Origin of the sequence: Geminisphaera colitermitum TAV2, assembly GCF_000171235.2 — a bacterium.
Lineage (GTDB): Bacteria > Verrucomicrobiota > Verrucomicrobiia > Opitutales > Opitutaceae > Geminisphaera > Geminisphaera colitermitum.
In genome coordinates this window covers 1-25,353 of record NZ_ABEA03000040.1, presented here as the reverse complement: position 1 = coordinate 25,353, position 25,353 = coordinate 1, and the positions used below count along the sequence as shown (strand labels likewise).

The following is a 25,353-nucleotide window of genomic DNA, read 5'->3' as shown; positions in this document are numbered from 1 at the left end:
CTCACGCCGCCAGCAGGCGGGCGTGGCCGGCGTCAAGGACGATGGACGGAATGCCACCGGTCTTGTTCGCAAGACCGAGTTGTGCGGCGGACAGCGTGGCGGGTTGCCCGCCGAAGTTGGCGGCGAATATCCATGCGCGTCCGTCCTGCCCGGTGACGCGGAGGGCGCGGATGGTCGTCGTTGAATTGTCGATACGGATGTGCGCGGCCGCGGCGTCGTGCGCACGGGAAAAGGCGGCTGTCTGCGCGGCGTCCACGGAGGCGAGCGAGGCCCAGCCAGCGTCGAGGATCACTTCGCCAGCCTCGAATTTTTTCGGTCCGAACTCGCAGGGCCAGCAAATGTGTTCGACGTGGAGCGAGCGCATGGCCCCGGCGCGGCGGTGTGGCGCGCGGTGGAGGGTAAGCGTGTTTTGAGTCGTATCCGGTCCGTAAATACCCACGGCTCCGATGCGGTTGTCGATGTTGACCCAGCGGCTGTTGAGCGGACGCAGTTCCTCTTGCGTGGCGGGCGCGGTGAGCGTGAGTCCGCCAGCGGCGGTGTGGAGTTGGCGGCGGTAGTCGTTAAACAGGTCGTTGGGGACGTTGAGGTGCAGGCCCTTGATCGAGGCAACGTAACCGCGGCGATTGCCCATGCGGCAGTAGTGCATGGCGACGACCGTGTGGTTGTCGGGCAGCGCGGCAAAGGCGACTTGGTGCAGGGCGGAGTCGGTGCCGCTCCAGCTTTCCGCAAGCAGGAGATCGACGCCTTCGTAAACAGATCCACAGGTCACAAAACCGCCGTCGATGGCGTCCACATGGTAGCGGTTGACGCGACGGTGGAGCTTCCATTGTCCGTGCGTGGGATGCGGGTGGTGGCAAAATTCGACGAGTCCGCCGAGGTTGTGTTCCCACTCGGCGAGGTGGCCGTCGTCGGGCGGCAGGCAGAGGCCCTGCGCGAGGTTGAAGGCGCGCCAGGAAAATGAGGCGAAACGCGTGGCGCTGCGGTGAAGCGCGGCACCGTGCTCGGGTTCGGACCACGTAGGGGCGTCGCTTGCGACGCCCGCGTTCACGGACACGGCGACAGGAGCGTTTGCGGCATCGTTCGCGGACGCGGGCTTCGCAAGCGAAGCCCCTACGGCGGGCGCGTAGGTGGCGATCATGCCGAGGGCGCAGGCGCGGTCGGATTCGAGGCGCGTGTAGTAGAGCGGACTCTGGCGGCGGAGGGCGGCAAGGCGGGCACCGTAAAAATATGCGTTGTCGGGAGTGGTCGCTGGGTCGGCGTCGGTTTCGCGGGTGATGCGGGCGAGTTGGGGCGGGAGTTTTTCGAGCGCGGCAGGGTCGCCGAGGTGGTCGGCGGCGTAGAGGAGCGCAGGCATGAGGTATTCCTGACAATAGGCGTAACGCACGCGGGTGTCGCCGCCGATGCGGGCGAGGCGGCCGTCGTCGAAGATCATTTGCCGGAGCACGGCCCAGAGATCGGCCTGGTGATGGTGGAGCGATTCGGGGCAGGGAAGTCCGGCGGCCTTCAGGTCGAGGTGAAGCATGGCGGCGTTGCTTACGCAGATGGTCATGTATCCGACGTTCAAATACCCGTGGTGATCGAGTGCGTAGTTGGGGAAGAAGCAGGGGCCGATGTAGCGTTCGCGGACGGGTTTTCCGGCAACGATGCGGGTGTCGGTGGCGTCGGTGGCGACGCTGACGCCGTTCATCAGGAAGGTGTGGGCGCGTTCCTGCCAGTCGGCGGCGCGCGGGTGATCGGGATACATGACGGAGGCGCGCCAGAGGAGGGCGCCGTTCCAGATGTTGGATTCGGGATCGTTGCCGCCTTCGTGATTCCAGCGGGTGGCGGTGATGCGTTTTTCAGGGCCGCGGTGGTAGTCGGTGAGGAGCCAGTCGGCTTCGCTGCATAGCATGGCACGGAGCGCGGCATGATCGGCGTCGGTGAAGTGGGGTTGGAGGAGTTGCACGCCAAACATCATGCGCTCGACGCCGAGGGCGCTGATCCAGGTGTGGCCCCATTTGGAGTTGTCGGTGCAGTGGACGGGGGCGCTTTTGTGCGAGGCGAGGTTGTAGCGGAGCGCGGCGAGGGCGTGGTCGAGCGCCCAGGATGTATCGGGAAATTGGATGCGACCGCCAAGGGTGGCGAGTGTGGCGAGGGCGGAGGCGTATTTTTGCTGGGTCTGCACGCCCCAGCCGTCGTAACCGGTGCCGTAGGTGCCGTGCGCGGGTTGTCCGGAGGGCGTGGGGATGTCGGTCCAGTCGGTTTCGGCGGCGCGTGCCCAGCGGGCAAGGAGTTTAAGCGCGGTGTCGGCGGGTGCGGTTGTACGAGTTGTGTGGGATGGCATGGAGGCAAGCAGGGGGAGGAGGGGGGGGAGTGGCAAGGTTACCGGATTGTTAGCGTAACAATACGAGGACGGAAAATCACCACAGAGTCACGTGGGTAAGAATTTTGTGATACTATCCTGAAAAATCGTGCACAGAAGAGCATGATTTTCCTATGGAACGAGGCAGAAGAAATCTCACGCAGAGACGCAAAGGCGCAGAGAAAACAAACAACAAAAGGGAGGTTCTAAAAATTGCACAGAAGGTAACGAAGAAAACGAAGACAATCAATTGAAATGGAATTTTTGTTTTTAATAACCTATTGAAAATAAATAAATTAAACAAGTTATGCTCCCTGTCTTTATCTTCGTTTTCTTGGTTCTCTTCTGTGCAAAAATGAATTTTTAGAACCTCCCAAAAATCAGTTTCTTCTCTGCGCCTTTGCGTCTCTGCGTGAGTCAATCTTCCTTCGCTTGCTTCGGTTGCGGTTCTGCCGCTCTAAGATTCTCTGTGCCGCGGTGTCTTTGTGGTTAAATTTTCAGTGGTTTTGGAGGAACGCCGGGGCCCTCGTTCCAAGCGCAATCGACCATCACCATTTTGGGAACGGCGGGGAGACCGGTTTGGCTGGCGTTGAGTTGTTCGATGACGAGGTCGAGGGCGGCGGCGCCGAGTTCGGGCATGTGGTGATTTACTCCCGCGACGGGCGCGGGTTGCCCGATGATGTTAATGTGCGCGAAGGCGCAGTCTTCGGGAATGCGGATTCCGTTGGCGCGCAAAAGGGCGGCATCGGCGGCTCCGCCAATGAGAGCATCGGGCTGGTGTTCGCGGAACCAGGCAAGGAGTTTGGCCGGTTCCCATCCGTCCATGACGAGCGGCGGGACGTTGGCTGGCGTGAATACGGGGGCAGCGGATGCGGTGGTGGGAAGGGCAGGGGAGTGCTGGCGGGCGAGGAAGCTGGCAAGCCACATGCCGTCGGTGCGCTGGTTGGATTCGATGGAGAGGACAAAACCGATGCGCGTGTATCCGCGTTGGGTGAGTTCGCGCCAGGCGATGCCGAGCGTCTGGTATTGCTGGCTGCATGCGCGGTGGAGGCGTGGTTGGGCGAGCGAGAATCCGCAGCAGGCGGCGGCAAAGTGTTCCCAGCCAAAATCGGCGTCGATGCATGTGCCGGACTTGGGCATGGGGGCGACGAGCACGCCGCGAATGCCGCGGCTGCGCAATATCCCGCCAAGGCGGGCGGGCGTCATGTTGCGTTCGCGCAGCCAGAATGGTTCGAGGCGATAGCCGAGCCGTCGCGCCTGCGTCTCCGCCCCGGCGAAGATCGCGGCGCTGGCTGGCGAGCGTCGCCAGCCGTCGCGCGTGGGTTCGGCGGTGATCCACGCAATGACTTCGGCTCCCGCGAGGCGGCTGGTGCGGAGGCGTCCCATGAGCCGGGCGACTTCGGGGTCGGGCCGGTAGCCGAGTTGCGTCGCCAGTTTTTGGATACGTTGCCGGGTTGCCGTGGCGACGCTTGGATGCGACCGCAGTGCGCGCGACACCGTCATGAGCGAACACCGGGCGGCGGCGGCGATGTCAGCGAGCGTTACGCGGGTTGTCGTAGGTTCGGCAGGGGGGGGAGGGGGGGAGGGGGAGCGTTTACTCATACGGCGGATCATTCGTTAACGCAGTTGGCGCCGATCCGTTATCGGTGGATCAGGGTGCTCTTTAATGGCAGAAAATTGCATAACCCCATTTCGGACAGACAACTTGGAAAAACGCTCAATCACGTTGCGGATTTTCCGCAGTCAAACTGCCGCGTCAACCGGATTGCCGTGTGAGCAGATGTTGCGGCGGCTCAGAGGATGTTTCGTAGATCCCGTCTGGTGGCACTGGGTCGCGAGACCGCGATTTATGCGGGTACATTGTAAGCTTATTGTTACGGGTAACAGTCTGCCCGGATTGCATGTCCCTCCAATAGGAACGGATTCTGTGATTCTCTTATTGTCTCCCATTAGTTCCGAACGCCTCGGCTTCGGGCAAAATAGAAATCAACCAATACGCCACCGCCATGAAATCTCGTTTCCTCAACATCATTGCCATTCGTTCGCGCACGGTCTCCGTGCTGGCCGTTACCCTTGGGCTGTTTGCCTTCTCGACTCTGGCCAAAGCCGTCACGCTCACCCTTGATTTTGCCGATGGCGAAGGAACCTCATCAGTTGATCAATGGACGGGCAAAAACGGCGGCGTCTGGCGAAACGCGTGGGCGATCAAAAACGCGGTCACAGACGGCTCCGCCACCTTCGCCTCCACCGGCGTTTCCAACACCTCCCCGCTCTACACCGGCGGCGGAAATCACCTGAAATTCGTCATGGATACGACGGCGATTACGAGCGGCTCCCGCTCCGCCGCCGCCATACGCAAACTGGAAACGGACGTCATCGATCTCGCTCGTACCATCACTTACAGCTTTTATTTCCGCCTCGAAAACGATCCAAGCACCATCACCGCCAGCAGCTATCGCGGCCCGCAGTATGCCATTTTTGCCGATACCTCCACCAATGGAGTGGCCAGCACTGGTAGCGGCAACACCTGGCTCATACAGACCACTTCAACGGCAGGAAACTCCACGTCTTACTGGGAACTGGGGGATGGCAATGGCACTGGCTCCTCCACGCTGGTTAAAACCACCATGAAAGCCGAGGCGGGTGTCACCTACTTCTTCACGGTGGTTTCCGACCCAGCGACGCGTACATGGACGGTTAGCATTAACAACGGCTCGACAACCTATGATTCCGTCACAGCCGGCCTGACGCTCGACTACCGGAGTATCGCCGCCGACAACGCCGGTCAGTGGTTGCAATTTGCCATCAAAGATCTCACCGCCGACAACACCGAATCGCTTGCCTATTCGCTCGACCACATCACCGTTTCGCAAGCTGACGCGCCTGTGGTTCCTGAACCCATGACCACCGCGCTGTTCCTTGGTGCGGGCGCATTCCTCGCCGTTGCGATCATCCGCCGTCGCGCCAGCCGCTGAAACCGCATCACCAAAAATCCTCCCTCCCCCAATCCCATGTCACGGCATTACCACTACATCCGAGCCCAGCCCCGTCGGAACCAGCCGGGGTTTACCTTGGTTGAACTGCTGACGGTCATAGCCATTATCGGAATTCTGGCGGCGATCCTTGTCCCAACCGTGGGCGCGGTTCGCAACAAGGCTCGGCAGACGAAATGCCTGAGCAACATGCGCCAATGGGCATTTTCGTTTTATCAGTATTCGGTTGATAACAAGGACCTGCTACCCACGCACGCCGACGATAAAACGGACGACGAAAAGAAAATCTGGCAGGAGGAAATCGCCCCCTATCTGGTAAAAGGCGTCGCCAACAACGAACGCGCAACCTTGCGCCGGGACTTCTCGTGTCCCAACAACCAAAAACTCAAGGACGCCTGGGGATACGGCACCAATTTTTACCTCACCAAAACACACAACAATACTCATCCCAGAAGAATGGCGGAAATCCAAGGCATGCCGAAGTTCATGATACTGACCGACACCGAAGCCGCTGGTGTGTGGACGGTGGCCGCCCGGAGCCTGAATCCCCTCTCGGCCGACGGTGTGGCGTATGACCGTCATTCGGGAAAGGCGACCTTTGGCTTTGCCGATTTGCATGTCGAAATCATGACGCCCGAACGGGCGGCGGAAATCGTCATCGTAAAACCGCAATAAAAGAAAACAGCGGCGCGAGAAATTCGCATCCCATTTCGTTTGGCATTGGTCCCTCCCCCCCCCGGCCATTCCATATCTCCTTTGTCAATTCCATGTCACAAAAATTCAACTACACCAGAAACCCGTATCCCGTTGTCCTCCCTGCCATCGGCCGCGTGACGATGTTATTTGCCCTCACGTTCACCCTCGCCACCGTTCTCGCAGGCACATTAAGCGCCGCCGAAACCACGCTTGATTTTTCCGCCAACCCGACGGTCGGTGCCGAACAAAAAGCACCGGATGGCATCGTGTGCGAAATCTCTCCCGCGCCCCAAGCCGTTGGCAAAGCGGTTTTCAAACTCGAATGGCCCGCGCACGAAGGGAAACACATTGCAGGCCACCTTCAGGTTCCCGGCGATGTCCTCATTGACAAACCCGGCAAATACAAAATCACCGCTCGCGTCTGCCTCGAACAACTCGGCCCCGAATGCACACGCCTCTCCCTGCGCCTCAGCGATCAAGGCAGGGAAATCTGGCAACTCACCGCCCCGCTCACCCCCGGCGAACCGGGATGGTCAACCGTCTCGTGGACTCTCGACACCATCACGCCAGACGCCTCCACCGGCCTCGGTAAACCGTGGAGCGGAGACAAAAACCAACGCCTCGATCTCCCCCTCCGCCTGCGTGGATTCGCATTGCCCTTCTCAAAGTGGAAAACCGGCGGCGGTGCGCTCTGGGTCGATCAGATAAAAATTAGCCGTATCCAGAAATAACTGCACGCCACCATGCTTTATCGCTCTTCCCTCACTCGCCGCTCTCGCATCCATCCGGCCATTGCCCTCCTTGCTGTTTTTTCAGCAACCTTTGTGTTGCCTGCATTCGCCGCGCTCAAAGTCACCACGCCCGAACTCCACGGACTCTCTATCATCACGCCGTCTGTAGCGGATACCTTTGCCCTCACGGTGACCAACACCGGCGACGCCGTGGAGACAGGACGTTTCACCGCCACTCTCACGCCTCCCTCCGGTCAACCCGAACAACAACTTGACAGTCCGGTCTCGCTTGCCCCCGGAGCCAGTGCCCAGCTTCCCAATTCTCTCGTCGGCAAGGAACTCGGCGTCTGGAGCATCGCGTGGAAATTCACCCCCGAAACCGCGACAAGCGCGACAACCCGCCCGCGTCCGCAAACCCGCACCCAGCGATTCGCTTTCATGGAGCCCGCTGGCCCCAACGCTGCGCGCCCCGCGTTTCGTCTCGGCGTCGTCGCCCACCACGAACGCGAGCGCGACCGCACATTCCGCAACCGTGAAATCGCCGCCGCCGCACTCGTCGGAGCCAAGACCATTCGTTCCAATCCCTCTTGGGGACAAATCCAGCCCGCGCGCGACCAGTGGCGCTGGGAATTGATGGACGACATGCTCGCCACCTTTGACGCCTTCAACATCGAATGTCAGGTCCTCCTCGCCTACACACCCGCATGGGCAGCGGACCCTTCCCTCGTTGCCGACAAAAAAGACAACAACCGCAACATCACCCGCTCCGCGCCCGACCTCGAAGCATGGCGCACCTTCGTATCCACATTTTCAACACGCTACAAAGGCCGCATCCCGCTCTGGGAACCGTGGAACGAACCCGACCTCGGCTTCTGGCGCGGCACCACCGAACAATACATCGAACTTGCAACCATCGCGCTCGACGAAATCCGCCGCACCGACCCCGCCGCCAAAGTCATGAGCGGGGGTTTTGCCACGCTCAAACCGCACGCCGGACGCTTCCGCAACCCCGACATGCACGAGCGCGTCATGCGCACCCTCGGCCCTCGCTTCGACTTTCACGCGGCTCACGAACACAGCGCCTTTGACATCTTTTCCCAGCTTGTTGACGGCCCCTACGCCACCCTTCGCGCCAGCCTGCCAAAACCCGTTCCTCCCCTCTTTTTCAACGAAACCGCCATCACAGCCATCGGCGGTTCCGATGCGGAAAAACACCAGGCCATCACCCTCGTCAAAAAAGCAACCTTCGCTCGTTCGCGTGGAGCCGTCGGCTATCTCTGGTATGATCTCCGCAACGACGGCACCGATCCCGGCAACGGTGAGCACAACTACGGCCTCGTTACCCGTGATTTTCAGCCGAAGCCCGTATTCACCACCTACAACACCCTCGCCCGTCTTGCCATTCCGCGCCCCTTTCTGCGCCAGCTTGATGCCGGCCCGTCTCGCTGGCTCTTCCTTCACGGTGACGCTCCCGATGCCAGCAACACATCCCCCCCCCCCCCCCATTCCTCTTCTCGCCTCCTCGTTTTCTGGAACGACGACGTAGCCTCGCAAAACGAACAACTCCTGCTCCGCCTTCCCGGTGCCACGCGCGCCTCCCTCCTTGACATCAACGGCAACGCAACACCGCTTGCTCTCGCCGACGAATCCGTTGTCGTGAACACCGCCTCTACGCCGCTCTATCTCCTCGCCGAAAACGCGACCGACATCACCCTCGCCGGACGCCTTGCTGGCGCGACCCGAGTCTACTATGCCGCGCCCGGCCAGACGCTCACCGTTGCCTGCGAATTCACCAACCCCACAGATCGTATCCTTTCCGTGAATACGAAATGGACGACACCCCTCACCATGCAAGTGCTCACGCCGCCGTCCTCCTCCGCCCTGATGTTGCCGCCGCATTCAAAGATCACCTCCGCCGTGACCGTGCGCGTGCCCCAAGGGCCGGCCTATCGTTTCGGCCAGACTGCCCGTCTTCGTGTCGATTACGATTACGTCAATTCTCCTTGGAGCGGGCGCTTCCTCATCCCGGTGCGCTACGCCGCCATCGTGGTTAACGACCCCGCCCTGCCCGCGTTGCCCGCCTCCTCCTCAACAACAAACGCCAGTCGTCGCGCGCCCGAGATTACGCTGGACCGCAAGGAGCAGGTTCACTCCTTCATCGAAGCCGATCCGCAACTGGAACACCAACGCTGGCGCGGTCCGGAAAACCTGTCCGCTCGCGTGTGGATCGGTGCGGACACCACATCTCTGCTTCTTCGGATCGCGGTCACCGACAACCATCATCAGCAGACACAGGAACCCAACGCCCTGTGGAAGGAAGACAGCGTGCAATGCGTGATCGACGTCCCTGGCCAGAACGGCTCCTGGAAAATTGAGTTGGCGGATCACGACACACGCGGCCCGCTCACCATGATTTGGAATCGCCCGGTTGGCGCGCGCGACAGCCAGCCTGCAATCCGACTCTCCACCTCAAAGCCAGCGGTCGCCAGCCAGGACCGGATATACGAGGCACGCATCTCCCGCGCCGATCTTGGCCTCACTGATGAGATCCTGCGTGACGGATTCCGTTTCAACATCGCCGTCAACGACCACGATGGAACCGTCCGTGCCCACGCCATTGAACTCTCGCCCGGCCTCGTGCTCAACAAGTCCACAGAAAATCTCCCCTGTGTAATGTTTACTCAACTACCAGCGCCATGATCTCACAGGTTTTGACGCAGGGCACCGCGCTGACGTGCTGGCTGTTTGCCGGCCCCTATTCGACGGATGTCTCGCATCTCTACACCGACAGTTACGACGTGCCGCTGTCGCCGTATCAGCAATTCTTCGACGCAGCGGACGCGACCGTCGCACAACTCGCCAGCGAAACCCTCCGCGAAGGGGAAGAACTGCGTTTTCGCAGCATTGAAAAAACGTGGACCTTACGGCGGTTCGCACCGGGCGAAAACAAGTTCATGCTTTCCGGCGGTGGTGCGTTCGCCCGCACACTCCAAACCTTCGCCTGCACGGAAATCGTCTCCCCCGCCGAACGCATGGAGAATTTTTTGCTGGCACTCACCGGCAGTGCGGATGTCTGGCTCAACGGCGAAAAAATCTTTTCGCACCACTCGCTTGGCCGTGTCGCCTCCACATCCGCGGTGACGGTACGACTCAAGGTCGGCGTCAACCGCCTGCTCATCGTGTTGACCAATGCACACGTTCACGCCGTCAACAGCTTTGAACTGGTCTGGCAAGGCGGGCGGGTCGAGGCGCGTCTGCCGCTGGCGAAAATCGCAGAGCGCGAAACACTCGAAAAATGGTTCGTCTCGTTGCATTTCCCTGACTCGCTGCTCCTCGCAAATGACCCCGCCCGCGATGTCCTTTCGCTGCGAGGAAACAAGCCGCCGGACTCTGCGAAAAACGGAAAACTGACGGCAAGGTTTTATGCGAAAAACGCCGCCCAATTGGAAAATCCTGTGTTGCTGACGCGAGAATTTTTTCCGTCGGAGGAAACCGTTCTTATCCGGGCCGGAGAACTGCCGCGCGGAGGGCAATGCACGGTGACCTTCGATTACACGAGCGACGCCGGCGATCGTTTGGCCGATGTCGCTCAACTCGTTTTTTGGCGGGCAAACATGGATGCAACGCCCGACACGAACGACATCGTGGCGCGCAAGGCATGGCTCCTGCAGCGTACGGCGCAACTCGCCCGCACCAGCGCAACGAAAAACATTCGAGAATGGTTTTTTATCGAACTTTCCCGTCTCGCCACTGGCGGTAATTTCCCGGACCAGAACCAAGAAAATTTCAACGCGGCCCTTGACTACATAGACCGCCGTTTCGACTGCGCGGATTTTTCGATGCACGGATTGCTGCGCCTTTTTTATCTGCATCGCGACAATCCGGATTTCCTGGACACCACGCGAGCGCGCCTCAAACAAACCATCCTGAATTTCAAATACTGGGAGGATGAACCGGGCGCGACGATGATGTTCACGCGCTCGGAAAATCACCAAATCCTATTCCACAGCGCGGAGTTTCTCGCCGGGCAATTGTTCCCCGATGCCACGTTTTCCAACAACGGAATGAGTGGCGCGCAACACGTCGAAAAGGGCGCGCGCCTCGCCAATGAATGGATGTTCGACCGGACAAAACACGGCTTCGAGGAGTGGTTCTCAAACACGTATTTCGAGGAGGATTTGCTCGCCATGCTAAACCTCTTTCAGTTCGCACCCGATGGCAGCGAAACCAAAAAACTGGCGGGCGGATTGCTGGATTTGCTGACGTTCATCCTCGCCTCGCACCACTTCCACGGGACGCTCGCTACGACGCACGGGCGCGCCTACGAGCAAAGCATTCTCCATCCTGAACTGGAGGCTTTGCGCCCAATCATCTGGCTGCTTTTCGGTCAACCAAAAAGTCTCAACCAAAGCTGTTCCATCGGTGCCGTTGCGCTGGCCACGGGTGCTTACGCTCCGTCGCCGGCGGTATTGGAAATGGCGATGGACACCGCACCGCTGGCAACACGTTCGCGCATGGGATCATTCGTTTGGAATCCCGAAGCCAAGGGTGGCATAAACTGTCTCACCAAGCGCCGCGACGACTACATGGTTTCCGGCATGGTCGAGGCTCGGCTTGGTCCCTTTAACGCGCAGGCCCACGCCGGACAGATTACGCTCAAAGGTGGCGTCCCCGTCTTTGTCTCCTGTTTCGACAATCCCGGTCCGGATGCGCGTCCGTCCTACTGGGGGGGACAATTCCGCGTCCCCAAAACCATCGTTAGCGGCGACATTCTCGCTTACATTTACGACATCCCGGATGTCTCCGGGCTGACGCATTGTTATTTCCCTCGTTCCGACTTTGACGAGGTTGCGGAGGCCGGACGCTGGTTGTGCGGTCGCAAGGGCGACGCTTACATTGGAGTGTATTCACTTAAAAAATACGTCGCCACCAACGATGGCGCTTGGAAGGACCGCGAGTTGTTGTGCGGGGAAAAACGAAATATCTGGATTTTACAGGCGGGCAGCCGGGACGACTACGGCTCGTTTGAACAATTTCGCACCGCGTTACGTGATGCGAAGATCACCATTGTTGGCGGGGACGGTGAGAGCGTCCGTTATGTTGCTCCGCGCAACGGCGAATTGTTTCTCTCCCATCGCGAAACTTGCACTCGCGATGGCGTGCCTGTGCTTGCGAAGCCGTTTCCAATGCTCGAAAATCCCCGAGGTCGCGCCGACTACGGCGAGGGACAAGGCTTCCACCTGACACCTTGAAATCCGCTTTCGCTCCTCAATTTTTTGCGACTTGTTTGCACACTGTTTCTCCGTCGCGCCAGCTTCCGTTGACAGAGGTAATGGTGGGCATGGCGGGGATGCCGCGTTCGTTGCGGTGGTGTTGCCCGACAATCAAGTCGATGGCCGCCGCGCCGACAAAACGGCTGTTTTGATCCATGCCGGCGACGCGTCCAAACATGTCGCCCGATAAATCAAGGTCGGCATAACCGATGTCCTCCGGCACGCGCAAGCCGGTCTCTTCCATCCAGTCGCGCAGGAAACCGTGATGCACGGAGACGACTACGTCGGGCATGTGTTGCTTTACCCAGTTTTGGAATGGACGCCGGTTGACGGGCATCTCCATGACTTGATCGCTCAGGAAAACGGGTATCCGGGATTCCGCTACATCGTGCGCGGTCTGATCGGCGAGGTAGGCGGCCTGCCAGTGATTGAGCACGCGGTTGTCGTCCGAGCGGCTAATGGCAAGGCCGATGCGGTGGTAACCGAGTTTGCGCAGGCGTCGCAACGCGCCGCGCATGGTGAGGTATTGGTTGTTGCAGGCGCGGTGCAAATCGGGTTGCGACATGGTGTAGCCGAGGCAGGCGGCGGAAAAACGCGACCAGTCAAACTCGGGGTAGTCGTGTTGGAATGACATCCACGACGGCGCGAGGAGCAAGCCGCTGATGCCGCGCGACCAGAGCACGCGCGAGAGGCGCGCAGGGGTCATGCCGTCCTCCTTGGCCCAGAAGTGTTCGAGGCGGTAACCGAGTTGCGCGGCGCGCTCCGCGGCACCGGTGTGAAAGAGTTCCACCGTTTCCGAACGCCGCCACTGGTCGCGTCCTTCAGGATCGGCGGTGAGAAAGGCGATGACTTCGGGTGAACGTTCTTCGTTGCCGGGGCCGGCTCCCTGTCCGCGTCCGCGCTGGCGGCTGCGGTTGCGTTTGAGGTCGGCCATGAGTGTTGAGATCAGCGGATTGGGCCGGTAACCGATCTCGGTAGCAATTTTTTGGATACGTTCACGGAGTTCGGCGCGGACGTTGGGCTGGTTGCGCAGGGCCCGCGACACCGTCATGCGCGACACTCCGGCAAGGTCGGCGATGGTTTGCAGTTTGTTGTCAGGGGCTGGCATGGAGAGAGAGGGGGGGGGGGGCGTTTGCTCATACGGCGGATCATTGTAAGAATCAAGTGTTTCACCCATTTCTCCGATTTGGTATCACTTTTGGCTAGAGCGTGTAGTCACGAGATTGAAGCCCAGAGGATGGCACACCTGAATTGGACGGCAGCGAGGAAAGAGGAGGCTCGTTTTGCGTATCGGGTTGCGATGCCGCGCCATTGCTTGAGTCGTAGGAATGCATTTTCTACCAGATGCCTGATCCGATAAAGATAAGGGTCATATTCGCGTTGTTCTATGCGATTGGTCTTTGGAGGAATCTGCGGGCAGATGCCTGCGGCCTGCGCCATTTCGATGATGGCGTTGGTGTCATATCCCTTGTCGGCGATCAGATGGTCTGCGGCAATGCCTTCAATCAACCTGCCAGCCTGTGTGCAATCAGCCGTGGAACCCGCTGTAACAATGACTCGCACCGGCATACCATGCGCATCCACGGCCAAATGTAGTTTGGTGTTTCGCCCCCTTTTGTCAGACCGATCGCCTCGTTTCCACCTCTGGCTCCCGCCGCATGCGGATGGATTTTGACATGACTGGCATCAATCATCAGCCACTCAAAATCGGGCTCGTTCATCAGTTCCGACAACAGGCGCTCCCAATGCCCCTTGTCTCTCCAGCGACAAAAACGCCTGTGCGTGTTGCCCCACCCTCCGTAATCCTCTGGAAGATCCCTCCAAGGCGCACCAGTGCGTAAAATCCACAGAACCGCGTTGAGGAACTTGCGGTTGTCCTCCGCCACCCCTCCCCACGCTCCTTTCCTTCCAGGTAGCAGCGGCTCCAGAACGCTCCCACAATCCGTCACTCACTTCCCATGGCTTCGTTCGACTCATGCTCCTCTCTCTTCTTTCTTCTCCTGAATATCAAGAGTAATTTAGGGATAATCTCTTAAACTGTAGCCATTTGATACCTGGTAGGGAGGCCTCTCCGAGGCCTCCGAAACCACGCTCCATTCACTGATGAGTTTTGCATCCTCCCACCACGCACGACGGAGGCCTCGGAGAGGCCTCCCTACCGTTAAGACAACGGCTATATCTCAACTTATACTGCTCTAGCTTTTCAGCTTTTTCCCTCCTTGCCCCCGGTTGGCGGCGCTGCGAAGTTCGGCGGCTTATGTTAAAAGCTGGCATCGTCGGTCTGCCCAACGTCGGCAAGTCCACCCTCTTCAACGCGCTCACCCGCTCCCGCAAGGCGGAGGCGGCCAATTATCCGTTCTGCACCATCGACCCCAACGTCGGCGTCGTCACCGTGCCGGATGAACGCGCCTACGTCCTCCAAAAAATCGCCAAGACCCAAGTCGTCATCCCCGCCGCCATCGAAATGGTGGACATCGCCGGCCTCGTCAAAGGCGCGAGCAAGGGCGAAGGTCTCGGCAACCAGTTCCTCGCCAACATCCGCGAAGTGGACGCCATCGTGCAGGTCGTCCGCTGCTTTGAGGACAGCGACATCGTGCACACGATGGGCAGCATTGACCCCGTGCGTGACATCGAAGTCATCACCACCGAACTCGTCCTCGCCGATCTCGACTCCGTCCAGAAACGCCTCGAAAAAACCCAGAAAAAAGCCAAGAGCGGCGACAAGGAAGCCCAGGCCGAAGCCGCCCTCTGCGAACGTCTCATCCCCCATCTCGACCAGAACAAACCCGCCAACATCCTTCCCGTGAACGAAGAGGAGGCGCGCCTGTTGAAGTTGTTCCAACTCCTCAGCGCCAAGCCCGTGCTCTACGCCTGCAACGTGGCCGAAGGCGACCTCGCCACCGCCGAGGAAAATCCATTCGTGAAGCAAGTCGCCGAGTTTGTGCGCACGCATCACGACGCCGCCTACGTGCCCATCAGCGCGCGCATCGAATCCGAACTTGTCGAACTCAGTGCCGAGGAAGCGAAGGAGTTTTTGAAGGATCTCGGTGTCGATGACTCCGGCGTTTCGTCATTGATCCGCGCCACTTATGCGCTCCTCGGCCTGCAAACCTATTTCACCGCCGGCGAGAAGGAAGTCCGCGCCTGGACCATCGTGAAAGGCTGGAAAGCCCCGCAGGCCGCCGGCGTGATCCACACGGATTTCGAGAAAGGTTTCATCAAGGCCGAGGTCGTGAGCTACGAAGACCTCGTCCGCCTCGGCAGCACCGCCGCCGCCCGCGAAGCCGGCAAATACCGCCTCGAAGGCAAAGAATACGTCTTCCAGGACGGCGACGTGGCCCTGTTCCGGTTCAACAACTGAGTCCCTTTCGATCCCGCTGCCAGAGCGACAGAACTCACTCGACCGCATCCAGCGACAAACTCCTCTTCACATGGACAACCGTGAGGATGTCGATGTGTTTGGAGTATATGCGGTAGAGCGTGTAGTCACGAGATAAGGTTGACTGTTTTTTTTCGTGATGGAGAATGTCAGCATGGCGAAAGATCAACACCGTCACGACATTTCGGACCGAGTTTGGAGCGTTCTGGAGCCGCTGCTACCTGGAAGGAAAGGAGCGTGGGGAGGGGTGGCGGAGGACAACCGCAAGTTCCTCAACGCGGTTCTGTGGATTTTACGCACTGGTGCGCCTTGGAGGGATCTTCCAGAGGATTACGGAGGGTGGGGCAACACGCACAGGCGTTTTTGTCGCTGGAGAGACAAGGGGCATTGGGAGCGCCTGTTGTCGGAACTGATGAACGAGCCCGATTTTGAGTGGCTGATGATTGATGCCAGTCATGTCAAAATCCATCCGCATGCGGCGGGAGCCAGAGGTGGAAACGAGGCGATCGGTCTGACAAAAGGGGGCGAAACACCAAACTACATTTGGCCGTGGATGCGCATGGTATGCCGGTGCGAGTCATTGTTACAGCGGGTTCCACGGCTGATTGCACACAGGCTGGCAGGTTGATTGAAGGCATTGCCGCAGACCATCTGATCGCCGACAAGGGATATGACACCAACGCCATCATCGAAATGGCGCAGGCCGCAGGCATCTGCCCGCAGATTCCTCCAAAGACCAATCGCATAGAACAACGCGAATATGACCCTTATCTTTATCGGATCAGGCATCTGGTAGAAAATGCATTCCTACGACTCAAGCAATGGCGCGGCATCGCAACCCGATACGCAAAACGAGCCTCCTCTTTCCTCGCTGCCGTCCAATTCAGGTGTGCCATCCTCTGGGCTTCAATCTCGTGACTACACGCTCTACAAAGCGTTGTCGGCCTACACGGGTTGGATGAGTCAGGCGGGACTCGGGGCGGGAAGCGGCAAACGGATGCCTCCGCCGTTTTTTCCGCGGGAATGGAAACGAGACGAGTTCCTGTATTGGCTGGATCGCTACAAACCGGATGCGTTGGTGATCGCGGAAAACGAACCGGTGGAGTTTTTGCGCGACGCGGGCTGGCGCTTGCCGGAGGACATCGGCGTGGCGCATCTCGATCTGGATACGGGATGGAAGCACCTCGCCGGCATCCGACAGAACAACTTCGAGGCGGGGCAGGCAGCGGCGCACTTGGTGATCGACCAGATCAACCGCAGCGTATTTGGCATGCCGGAACACGCACGGGCGGTGCTCATCACAGGCGACTGGTTCGCCGGGCCGAGTGTGCGGAGCGTCGGTGAAGAGTGAATGTGTCACTGATGTTTACGGAGGGCGGGTTTTTATTGCCAATCCCCGCCAGACGTGGCGTAGCCGCGTCTTCCGGATGGGCGGTGCTTCGCACCGTCGGCGGGTCGGGAGACCCGCCCTCCCTTCACTTGTTCACGGCTCCCGGTTTTACCCGAGGAGGTTTTTCAGGGCGGCGAGATATTTTTGCTGCGTGGCGCGGATGACGTCCGGCGGGAGGGCGGGGGCGGGCGGGGTTTGGTCCCACTTGATGGCAAGGAGGTGGTCGCGCACGTATTGCTTGTCGTAACTGGGCGGAGATTGGTCGGGGGCGTATTGGCCGGCGGGCCAGTAACGGGAACTGTCGGGGGTGAGGATTTCGTCGATGAGGACGAGGTTGCCGGCGGCGTCGGTGCCAAATTCAAACTTGGTGTCGGCAAGGATCATGCCGGCCCGCGCGGCTTTGTCGTGGCCGAGTGAATACAGGGCAAGGCTGGCGGCCTTGACTTGTTCGTAGAGGGCGGGGCCGACAATGGCGGCGCCCTGGGCGTCGTTGATGGGGGCGTCGTGTTCGCCTTTGGGGGCTTTGGTCGTGGGCGTGAAGAGGGGGGCGGGGAGGCGGTCGGCCTGACGGAGTCCGGCGGGGAGGCGGTGACCGCAGACTTCACCGGTTTTCTGGTAGGAACTCCAGCCGCTGCCGACGAGGTAGCCGCGAACGATGCACTCGATGGCAAGGGGCTTGAGTTTGCGGACGATCATCGAGCGGAGTTGGATGTCGCGGTCGGTGATGCCGCGGCGGGCGAATTCGCCGGCTTGGTCGGGGAGGAGATGGTTTGGAAGACTGATGCCGGCGCGTTCGGCCTGGGCGAACCACCAGTTGCTGATTTGGGTGAGAATGATGCCTTTGCCGGGGATGCCGTCGGGGAGGATGACGTCGAAGGCGGAGAGGCGGTCGGTGGCGGCGATGAGGAGGGCGTCGCCAAGATCGAAGTTTTCACGGACTTTGCCGGTGGCGATCTTGGGGAAGGGAAGGCCGTCGATCGAGGTGACAGCGCGGGCGGGCAGGGCGGCGGAGATTTCAGCGGAGGTCATGAGTGAATGGAAAATGGAGAGGAAAGGGGATTGGGCGATTTTTGCCAGCGGTTCAGGTGTTTTTCAGGACGTTGCGGATGATTTCGACGCTGCGGGCGAGTTCTTCGGGCGTGGCGTTGAGCGGCGGGAGGAGGCGGAAGACGTTGTTGCCCGAAAGCGGAACGAGGAGGCCGGCTTCGCGCAGGGCGGCGGCGAAGGGGGCGGGGTCGCTCGTAAGTTGCACTCCGACGAGGTAGCCGCGTCCGCGGATGGAGGCGACTTTTTGGGGGAAGTCGGTGACGAGTTGGCGGAGGGCGGCGTGCCAGGGGGGGGACTGGCGGTTGATGGCATCGAGGAGTTTTTCGTTTTCGATGACGTCGAGCACGGCGAGGGCGGCGGCGCAGGCAAGGGGGGTGCCGCCAAAGGTGGTGCCGTGCATGCCGGGTTTGATGAGGTCGGCGTGTTTTTCGCCGATCCAGACGGCTCCGATGGGGAAGCCGCCGCCGAGGCCCTTGGCCATGCCAATGGCGTCGGGGCGGATGTTGGCGTGTTCGAAGGCGTAGAAGGCACCGGTGCGTCCGATGCCGCATTGGACTTCGTCGAGGAGGAGGAGGAGGTCGTGGCGGTCGCAGAGGGCGCGCAGGCCGCGAAGGAATTCCGTAGTGGCAGAGTTGATACCGCTCTCGCCCTGGATGGTCTCGACAAAGATGGCGGCGGTCTGGTCGTCGATGAGGCGTTCGAAGGAGGCGAGGTTGTTGAGTTCGCCGAAGAGGAAGCCGGGGACGAGGGGACGGAAGCCTTTTTGGATTTTCTCCTGCGGGGTGGCGCTCATGCCGCCGAAGGTGCGGCCGTGAAAGGCGTTTTGGGCGCAGATGATTTTGTGGATTTTGCCTTCTTCGCCGCCGGCTTTTTTCATGCCGTGGAGGCGCGAGAGTTTGATGAGTCCTTCGTTGGCTTCGGCTCCGCTGTTGCAGAAAAAGACGCGGCCGGGTCCGGCGTAGCCGACGAGGCGGCGGGCGAGTTCGCCTTGGTTGGCGTTGCGGAACAGGTTGCTGACGTGAATGAGTTCGGCGGCCTGGCGCTGCACGGCGGCGACCCAGTGCGGGTGGCAGTGGCCGAGGGAGTTGACGGCGATGCCGGAGGTGAAATCGAGGTATTCGCGTCCGGTGTCGTCCCACACACGCGTGCCGTGTCCACGGGCGAGCGTGAGGGGGGGGGGCCGTAGTTTTTCAGGACGTGTGCGGCGTAGTTTTCGACGGTGGTGGACATGATGCGGGGGGTGGGGGGGGGAGGTTCAGTGACGGAATCGGAAAACACTTAACGCTTAACGCTTAACATTAAACATTAAATGTCGGAACCGGTGGTGCGGTGTTGATTCGGGTTCATGGGAGTTTCGGTGTCCGGTGTTTAATGTTAAATGTTCAGCGTTTAATGTTGAATGTTGGTTTGGAGAATGGCCGCAGATGCGGCAGCGGGGGGGGGAGGTTAACCGTGGACGATTTCGGTGCCGATGCCGCGGTCGGTGAAGATTTCGAGCAGCAGGGAATGCGGCAGGCGGCCGTCGATGAAGTGGACGCGGTGCACGCCTTCGGTGAGGGCACGAACGGCGCTCATGACTTTGGGGCGCATGCCTTTGTCGATGACGCCCTTGCGCTTGAGTTCATCGACCTGGCCGACTTTGAGCGTGGAGATGAGGGAGTCGGGATCGGAGGGGTTGGCGAGGAGGCCGGGAACGTCGCTCATGTAAACGAGGCGGCGGGCGCGCATGGCGGCTGCGACGCGACCGGCGACGAGGTCGGCGTTGACGTTGTAGGGCTTGCCGTCGAGTCCCTCGGCAACGGGCGAGATGATGGGGACGAAGCCGTCGGCGATTTCTTTTTTGATGAGTTTGACTTTCACCTCGGTGACTTCGCCGACGTAGCCGAGTTCGATGGGGTTGCCGTCGTCGTCGGTGGTGAGTTTTTCGCACACGAGCACGGTGTCGCCGGGCAGGCCCTTGGGGCGCGCCTTGGCGAGGGCGATGGCGTCGCAAACGTCCTTGTTGACGACTTCGTCGAGGGTGCGCTTGACGATGGCGATGGTGGCCTCGTCGGTGATGCGCATGCCGTTGCGGGCAAACTGGGCCTGGATGCCGGAGCCGGCCATGGCCTTGGTGATGGCTTTGCCGCCGCCGTGCACGACGACGACGTTGATGCCGCAGGCGGCGAGGAGGGCGATGTCGTGCGCCACGCGGTTGCGCACGGTGGGATCGGGATCGTCCATGAAGCTGCCGCCGTATTTGACTACGAAGGTGGAGCCTCGGAAATTTTGGATGTAGGGAAGGGCTTCGAGGAGCACCTTCGCCTTGGCGGTGATTTCAGCGACGTTCATCAGGTCAGGAAAAGCTGGGAAAGGGGGGGGGAGGGGGGGGGGCAACGCGGGCACAGGGTGACGCCGATGGCAGCAGAGCTGGGCTTCGTGGCTGGAGGATGTTCGGCGAAAAAGGAAACGCTCACGTTTCAGGAAAAAAGTCGGTCAATGGCTAAAGCGGTCGCGCCGGGTTTTTCCATCTTATATTTCGAACTGTTTTTGGCCAAGGGGCCGGGGTCCAAATGCCAGTCATCTGTATTTTTGGATAGATTTGAACCATTGCTTGACTCTAGGCGAGTAAGTAGCCCCATTTACTAAAGATTCCGGATATACCGGTTCGTTTCCCTCTCATCTCAGTCCAATCCAACTGCGGACGAGCAAGGCGGTCCACCGCTTAAGCGTCCTTCTTCAGAATTCAGATCATGAAACGAATCATCCTTTTCGGGTTCAGCTTTGCAGCCCTGTTTGCTGCATCCACCACGCATGCCCAGCAGGCGTTGAAAAAAATCACCATCGGTCACACCGGGTCCTCGTGCCAGGCACCGGTTTATGTCGCCAAGGAAAAAGGCTTCTTCGCGGAAGAGGGGCTTGATGTGGATTTCGTCGTTGGCGACTGGAACTTCCTGCGCGAGGGGCTGGCTTTTGGAAAAATCCAGGCGGCTCAGGGACTCGTCATGAATTTTCTCAAGCCCATTGAGCAGGGGCTGGACGTGCGTTTCACGGCGGGCATTCACCAGGGCTGCATTTACATTTTCGCGCCCAAGGATTCGCCGCTCAAAAGCGTGGCGGAGTTGAAGGGCAAACGCATCGGCGTGCCGGGCATCGGCAGCGCGCCGTGGATTCTGGCCACGCGCGCCGTGGCGGCGGAGGGGATCGACGTGAAGAGCGGCGTGGAGTGGCGCGCGTATCCGCCCGGCGAATTGAAGCTGGCGCTCGATCGCGGTGACGTGGACGTGATTGCCACGCTTGATCCGGCGGCACGCGTGATCCTCAACACCGGCACCGTGAAAACGATCCTCGACCAGGGCAAAACCGAGCCGTTCAAGGACGAGTATTGCTGCGTGGTGGTGGTCAACGGCAAGGTGGCCCGCGACGATCAGGACACGGCGGCGCGTCTCACCCGCGCGATCCTCAAAGCGTCGAAATGGGTGGCCGCCAACCCGCAGGAGGCCGCCATCGTGTCGGTGGAGCGCAAACACGTGGGTGCGTCGGTGGAGGTCAATTCGCAGGTGTTCACGCACCTCAACTACATCCCGTCCGTGCAGGGCGGGGCCGACGCCGTGGAGACGGCCGCGCTCGCCATGCAGCAGGCGGGTATTCTGTTGCCCACTACGAATGTCAAAAAGCTCCTCGACAAAACGTTCCTCCATCTGCCCGGAGTCACGGATGCGTGGCTGAACGGCGTGAGCGTGGAAAAGGTGGCCGCGCTGCCGCCCGCACAACTCCGCTCCTATCTCGCCACGCTCGGGATCACGCCCGACCAGGCGGGGCCCGCGGTGGACCTGTGCGGCGTGCCCGACACCGGCGCGCTGGGCCCGGACTACCAGCGGATCACCGCTGCGACGGCGCAGGGTGGCGCGACGGTGGCGGAGGTGAACTCGCGCTGACGAGCACGCACTCGAAACACGTTTCGTCTCAATGTGTCATTGATTTTTAATTACCATTTTCTCCGCCAGGAGTCCGTCGGTCTGACGATGCCGGGGCTCAAGGGGTTTCCGGATCGATTTTCGCAGGATGGATCCGGTTTGGTTAAAACCCGGCCCGTCTGACAAGGGCTCTTGGCGGCGTCTTTTTTTGTCCAATCCAACTCCGTCCCAATCCGGGGCGACACACATGTCCGTCACCATCACACTTCTCATCGAAAACACCGTGCAGAGGCGCGGGCTTCTGGCCGAGCACGGGCTGGCCTACGGCATCGACTTCAATGGTCACAAAATACTCTTCGACACCGGGCAGAGCTCCGCGGTGCTGGAGCGCAACGCGCAGGTGCTGGGCTGGGACTTGTCGGCGATCGAGGCCGTGGTGCTCAGCCACGGGCACTTTGACCACACGGGAGGATTGCCCGCCGTGCTTGCGGCGGCTCCGGCGGCGCGCATCCTGGCGCATCCGAGGGCGTTCGATCAAAAATTTCAACGACTCGAAGGTCGTATCGGAAACTACAGCACGCCGGATGCGAGCCTTGAGGTGGTGCGCCGTCATGCCGCCAATGTCGTGCCGACGACGGGCGTGACGGAGATCGTCCCCGGTCTTTTCGCCAACGGCGAGGTGCCGCGCACCAACGACTACGAGACGACGGGAGGCGCGTTTTTCCTCGATGCGGACGGCCTCACGGTGGACCCGATTATCGATGACCAGTCGCTGTTCTTTCGGGCGGCGGAGGGCGTGGTTGTCCTGCTCGGCTGCTCACATGCGGGCGTGGTCAACACGGTGGATTACATCGCGTCGCGGTTTCCGGGCGAACCTGTCGCGGCGATTGTCGGCGGCATGCACCTGTGGAGGACGAGCGCGTCGCACCGGCGTCTCGTCGGCGAAAAACTCCTGGCGCGGCGCCCGCGTTTGCTTGCGGGGTGCCATTGCACGGGGCCGTTGCACGAATTGCTGCCGCCGGGCGTGGAGCATGTGAAAGTGGAGCAGGCGTTTGTCGGTTCGACCTACCGGTGGGAGTTGCCGGAAAACGCGCAAAAATCATGAGCACGCAGATACAGGCACGGAGCGGCGATCTCATTCAGTCCGCCGGACGACGCGAGGCGTCGCAAGTTGGGGCGTTACGGCGGGCGGCGCGTGAAAATGGCGGGACACAAAGCACCTCGTCCGGCGGATTGGAGGCGGCCGCCGTTCCGGCGCAAGCGTGGTTGCGCGCGGCATTGTTCCCGGCGGCCCTCGGCGTGGCGCTGGCGGTGCATTTTCTATGGGAGACCGATGGATTCACCGATCCCGATCCGCTCTACGGACGGCTGCTGTTCGCGGCATTGCTGGCGTGGGGCGGCGCCCTGGCGGCGGGTGTTTTGGTCGCGGGAGTGAAGTCATGGGTTTCTCACTACGGTCCGTTGTTTTCGGCGGGCGCGCTGCTCGTGGTCATCTGGGAAATTCTCACGGCCAAGGCGGGGGTGTTACCCATGCCGTATTTCCCGGGGCCCGATCGCATTCTTTCCACGTTTCGTGATGATTTGCCTTTGATCGGGTTGAGCGCGGGGCATTCGTTTCGCCTGCTCGTAATCGGCTACGTGGCCGGCGCGCTCAGTGGCTTCCTCGCGGGGCTCTCGCTCGGATGGAGCAGGCACGTGCGTTACTGGGGGCAACCGGTCTTGAAAACGCTGGGACCGATCCCGGCCACGGCCTGGATTCCGCTGGCGATGGTGCTCTTCCCGACGAGCTTCACGGCGGGTGCGTTTCTCGTGGCGCTGGCGAGTTTTTTCCCGATGACGGTGTTGACGAGTTCGGGCATCGCCAGTGTGCGGCAGAGTCATCTCGACGTGGCCCGGATGCTCGGAGCAACGCAACGGCAGCTCATCTGGCGCATTGCGATTCCGTCCGCGTTGCCGACGATTTTTGTCGGACTTTTCATGGGGTTGTCGGCGTCGTTTCTCACGCTCGTCGTGGCCGAGATGGTCGGGGTGAAGGCGGGGCTGGGATGGTATATCACCTGGGCGCAAAATTACATGGAGTATTACAAGGTCTATGCGGCGCTCGTCATCATGTCGTTGTTTTTTTCGGGTATCATGACGGCACTCTTTAAATTCCGCGACCGCGTGCTCCGCTGGCAGCAAGGATTGATCAAATGGTAGCTGTAATCGAAAATAAAATACAGGCGACGGAGGCCGCGCCCGCGGGAGTGGCGGGAGCGGCGATCGAAATTAGCGGCGTGGGCAAGGTGTTCCCGGCGTTCGACGGCGGGCGCACGGTGGCGTTGCACGCGGCGGATGTGTCGGTGAGGCCGGGCGAATTTGTGTCGCTCGTCGGTCCGAGCGGTTGCGGCAAATCGACGTTGCTGCGCATCGTGGCCGGGCTGGAGCGCGCGACTTCGGGCAGCGTGCGGCTGGGAGAGCGCGAGGTCACGGGGCCGGATACGCGCGTGGGTTTTGTGTTTCAGGACCCGAATCTTTTTCCGTGGTTGAGCGTGCGCGACAACATTGGTTTTGGCCCCAGTCTGCGCACGGGGCGGCGGCATTTGCCGGAGGCGGTGGACGATCTGATCGAGCGTGTGGGGCTGGCCCGGTTCGCCCATGCGCTGCCGCATCATCTTTCCGGCGGCATGGCGCAGCGCGTGGCGCTGGCGCGGGCGCTGGTGAACAGTCCCGAGGTGCTTCTGCTCGACGAGCCGCTGGGGGCGCTGGATGCGTTCACGCGCATGGCGATGCAGGATGAGTTGCTGGGCTTGGTGAAGCAGCGCGGCGCGACTGTGCTGCTGGTGACACACGATATCGACGAGGCGTTGTATCTGAGCGACCGCATTCTGGTGTTTTCACCGAGGCCGGGCCGGATCGAGCATGTGTTTCCGGTCAACTGGTCGCATCCGCGCAGCCGCACCGCGCCGGATTTCACGACGCTGCGGTCGCGCGTGCTGGAGTTGCTGCACTTCGCGCCGTCGCAGGTGGAGGACCGCGATCCGTCGATCTGAGAGTGCGTCACCAGTTTACCACTACATCCTGGCCGGTAAGCTGGGCGCTTTGAGGGGTGTATTGCTGAAACTCGACGCCGAGTCCGCTGGGGTCGGTGATCCAGAATTGGGGCGAGTGGTCGGAGCCGGTTTTGATGTCGCGGGGCTTGAGGCCGCGGTCGAGGAGGCGGCGGTGGAGGGCGGCAAGGTCGTCGGTTTCGAGGCAGAGGTGGTGGATGGGTTGCTTGCCGAGCGGCTCGATGGCGTCGGACAAAAATACTTCGATGAAGGTGCGGTTGCCAGCGCGCAGGTAGTAGCCGACGGGGACGCCGTTGCGGATGAAATCAAATTGTTTTTCGAGACCGAGGGCGTCGCAGTAAAACGCGCGGGTGCGTTCGAGGTCGGTGGTCTTGAGGCAGACGTGGGCGAGGGTGGTAATGGGCATGGTGGCTCGATTTAGTGATGATGTCGGTGGCGTTGGCGAAACTTGTTTCGCGGGGCGGTGGCTGTGGCGGTGTGTNTGGGGGGGGGGGGGAGGGGCGCGCTGCGCGCGAACATCGAACATCCAACACTGAACATCGAACATCCAATGTCAG

At 60.7% G+C, this 25,353-nt stretch carries 20 protein-coding genes and 1 pseudogene; 12 read left to right on the top strand and 9 right to left on the bottom strand.

Features of this window, described 5'->3' with window-relative positions:
- Position 1 precedes the first annotated feature (1 nt).
- Together OBACDRAFT_RS04230 and OBACDRAFT_RS04225 are read right to left on the bottom strand one after the other, a co-directional pair.
- Positions 2-2,323 (bottom strand): hypothetical protein, encoded by a 2,322-nt coding sequence (locus tag OBACDRAFT_RS04230; protein WP_052361130.1) that lies wholly within the window; start codon positions 2,321-2,323, stop codon positions 2-4.
- Positions 2,324-2,830: 507 nt separating this feature from the next.
- Complete coding sequence (locus OBACDRAFT_RS04225; RefSeq protein WP_081721814.1) at positions 2,831-3,943, bottom strand: LacI family DNA-binding transcriptional regulator; 1,113 nt, start codon at positions 3,941-3,943, stop codon at positions 2,831-2,833.
- 404 nt (positions 3,944-4,347) lie between these two features.
- Between OBACDRAFT_RS04225 and OBACDRAFT_RS04220 the strand changes: the two genes are divergently transcribed.
- The 5 genes from OBACDRAFT_RS04220 to OBACDRAFT_RS04200 all read left to right on the top strand — a co-directional run bounded on the left by OBACDRAFT_RS04220 (position 4,348) and on the right by OBACDRAFT_RS04200 (position 12,013).
- Complete coding sequence (locus OBACDRAFT_RS04220; protein WP_043583064.1) at positions 4,348-5,316, top strand: PEP-CTERM sorting domain-containing protein; 969 nt, start codon at positions 4,348-4,350, stop codon at positions 5,314-5,316.
- Between the two features lie 36 nt (positions 5,317-5,352).
- On the top strand, positions 5,353-6,009 hold the full coding sequence (locus OBACDRAFT_RS24950; protein ID WP_081721806.1) for a type II secretion system protein: 657 nt from the start codon (positions 5,353-5,355) through the stop codon (positions 6,007-6,009).
- Positions 6,010-6,101: 92 nt separating this feature from the next.
- Entirely contained in the window at positions 6,102-6,761 is a 660-nt protein-coding gene (locus tag OBACDRAFT_RS04210; protein ID WP_043583062.1) for a hypothetical protein, read from the top strand.
- 12 nt (positions 6,762-6,773) lie between these two features.
- Entirely contained in the window at positions 6,774-9,461 is a 2,688-nt protein-coding gene (locus tag OBACDRAFT_RS04205) for a hypothetical protein (RefSeq protein ID WP_043583060.1), read from the top strand.
- Positions 9,458-12,013, top strand: coding sequence for a hypothetical protein (locus tag OBACDRAFT_RS04200; protein ID WP_043583058.1), 2,556 nt, complete (start codon positions 9,458-9,460; stop codon positions 12,011-12,013). Before OBACDRAFT_RS04205 ends, OBACDRAFT_RS04200 begins: the two co-directional genes overlap by 4 nt.
- A gap of 16 nt (positions 12,014-12,029) precedes the next feature.
- On the opposite strand, the gene OBACDRAFT_RS04195 is transcribed toward OBACDRAFT_RS04200, so the two are convergent.
- Positions 12,030-13,142 (bottom strand): LacI family DNA-binding transcriptional regulator, encoded by a 1,113-nt coding sequence (locus OBACDRAFT_RS04195; RefSeq protein ID WP_043583132.1) that lies wholly within the window; start codon positions 13,140-13,142, stop codon positions 12,030-12,032.
- A gap of 107 nt (positions 13,143-13,249) precedes the next feature.
- Positions 13,250-13,920: pseudogene (locus OBACDRAFT_RS26190) on the bottom strand (IS5 family transposase).
- A 371-nt stretch (positions 13,921-14,291) separates the two neighbouring features.
- On the opposite strand from OBACDRAFT_RS26190, the gene ychF reads away from it, so the two are divergent.
- The 3 genes from ychF (at position 14,292) to OBACDRAFT_RS04170 (ending at position 16,764) form a co-directional block, all read left to right on the top strand.
- Complete coding sequence (ychF, locus tag OBACDRAFT_RS04185) at positions 14,292-15,395, top strand: redox-regulated ATPase YchF (protein ID WP_043583054.1); 1,104 nt, start codon at positions 14,292-14,294, stop codon at positions 15,393-15,395.
- 172 nt (positions 15,396-15,567) lie between these two features.
- Positions 15,568-16,331, top strand: a protein-coding gene (locus OBACDRAFT_RS26185) for an IS5 family transposase (protein ID WP_088179267.1) whose coding sequence is annotated in 2 segments (ribosomal slippage) — positions 15,568-15,940 and positions 15,940-16,331 — 765 coding nt in all. Because the reading frame shifts where the segments join, the coding sequence is not laid out codon by codon here.
- On the top strand, positions 16,303-16,764 hold the full coding sequence (locus OBACDRAFT_RS04170) for a type 1 periplasmic-binding domain-containing protein (protein ID WP_198529846.1): 462 nt from the start codon (positions 16,303-16,305) through the stop codon (positions 16,762-16,764). The genes OBACDRAFT_RS26185 and OBACDRAFT_RS04170 overlap by 29 nt, the downstream gene beginning before the upstream one ends.
- Positions 16,765-16,911: 147 nt before the next feature.
- On the opposite strand, the gene OBACDRAFT_RS04165 is transcribed toward OBACDRAFT_RS04170, so the two are convergent.
- From OBACDRAFT_RS04165 to OBACDRAFT_RS30530, 4 genes are all read right to left on the bottom strand, one after another.
- Complete coding sequence (locus tag OBACDRAFT_RS04165) at positions 16,912-17,832, bottom strand: phosphoribosylaminoimidazolesuccinocarboxamide synthase (protein ID WP_043583052.1); 921 nt, start codon at positions 17,830-17,832, stop codon at positions 16,912-16,914.
- Positions 17,833-17,884: 52 nt separating this feature from the next.
- A complete protein-coding gene (locus OBACDRAFT_RS04160) occupies positions 17,885-18,991 on the bottom strand; it encodes an aspartate aminotransferase family protein (RefSeq protein WP_081721804.1) in 1,107 nt (368 codons plus the stop codon).
- Positions 18,992-19,296: 305 nt separating this feature from the next.
- Positions 19,297-20,181, bottom strand: a complete 885-nt coding sequence (gene argB / locus OBACDRAFT_RS04155; RefSeq protein WP_043583051.1) for an acetylglutamate kinase — start codon at positions 20,179-20,181, stop codon at positions 19,297-19,299.
- Entirely contained in the window at positions 20,181-20,306 is a 126-nt protein-coding gene (locus OBACDRAFT_RS30530) for a hypothetical protein (protein WP_269799051.1), read from the bottom strand. The genes argB and OBACDRAFT_RS30530 overlap by 1 nt, the downstream gene beginning before the upstream one ends.
- A 276-nt stretch (positions 20,307-20,582) precedes the next feature.
- On the opposite strand from OBACDRAFT_RS30530, the gene OBACDRAFT_RS04150 reads away from it, so the two are divergent.
- The 4 genes from OBACDRAFT_RS04150 (at position 20,583) to OBACDRAFT_RS04135 (ending at position 24,778) form a co-directional block, all read left to right on the top strand.
- Positions 20,583-21,767, top strand: coding sequence for an ABC transporter substrate-binding protein (locus OBACDRAFT_RS04150; RefSeq protein ID WP_052361079.1), 1,185 nt, complete (start codon positions 20,583-20,585; stop codon positions 21,765-21,767).
- 226 nt (positions 21,768-21,993) lie between these two features.
- Entirely contained in the window at positions 21,994-22,851 is an 858-nt protein-coding gene (locus OBACDRAFT_RS04145; protein ID WP_052361076.1) for an MBL fold metallo-hydrolase, read from the top strand.
- Positions 22,848-23,945 carry an ABC transporter permease gene (locus tag OBACDRAFT_RS04140; RefSeq protein ID WP_052361075.1) on the top strand — a complete coding sequence of 366 codons (1,098 nt, stop codon included), beginning with the start codon at positions 22,848-22,850 and terminating at the stop codon, positions 23,943-23,945. Before OBACDRAFT_RS04145 ends, OBACDRAFT_RS04140 begins: the two co-directional genes overlap by 4 nt.
- On the top strand, positions 23,939-24,778 hold the full coding sequence (locus tag OBACDRAFT_RS04135) for an ABC transporter ATP-binding protein (RefSeq protein ID WP_081721802.1): 840 nt from the start codon (positions 23,939-23,941) through the stop codon (positions 24,776-24,778). The genes OBACDRAFT_RS04140 and OBACDRAFT_RS04135 overlap by 7 nt, the downstream gene beginning before the upstream one ends.
- A 7-nt stretch (positions 24,779-24,785) precedes the next feature.
- On the opposite strand, the gene OBACDRAFT_RS04130 is transcribed toward OBACDRAFT_RS04135, so the two are convergent.
- Positions 24,786-25,202: a VOC family protein gene (locus OBACDRAFT_RS04130; protein ID WP_043583050.1), complete on the bottom strand. Its 417-nt coding sequence runs from the start codon at positions 25,200-25,202 to the stop codon at positions 24,786-24,788.
- Positions 25,203-25,353: the final 151 nt, after the last annotated feature.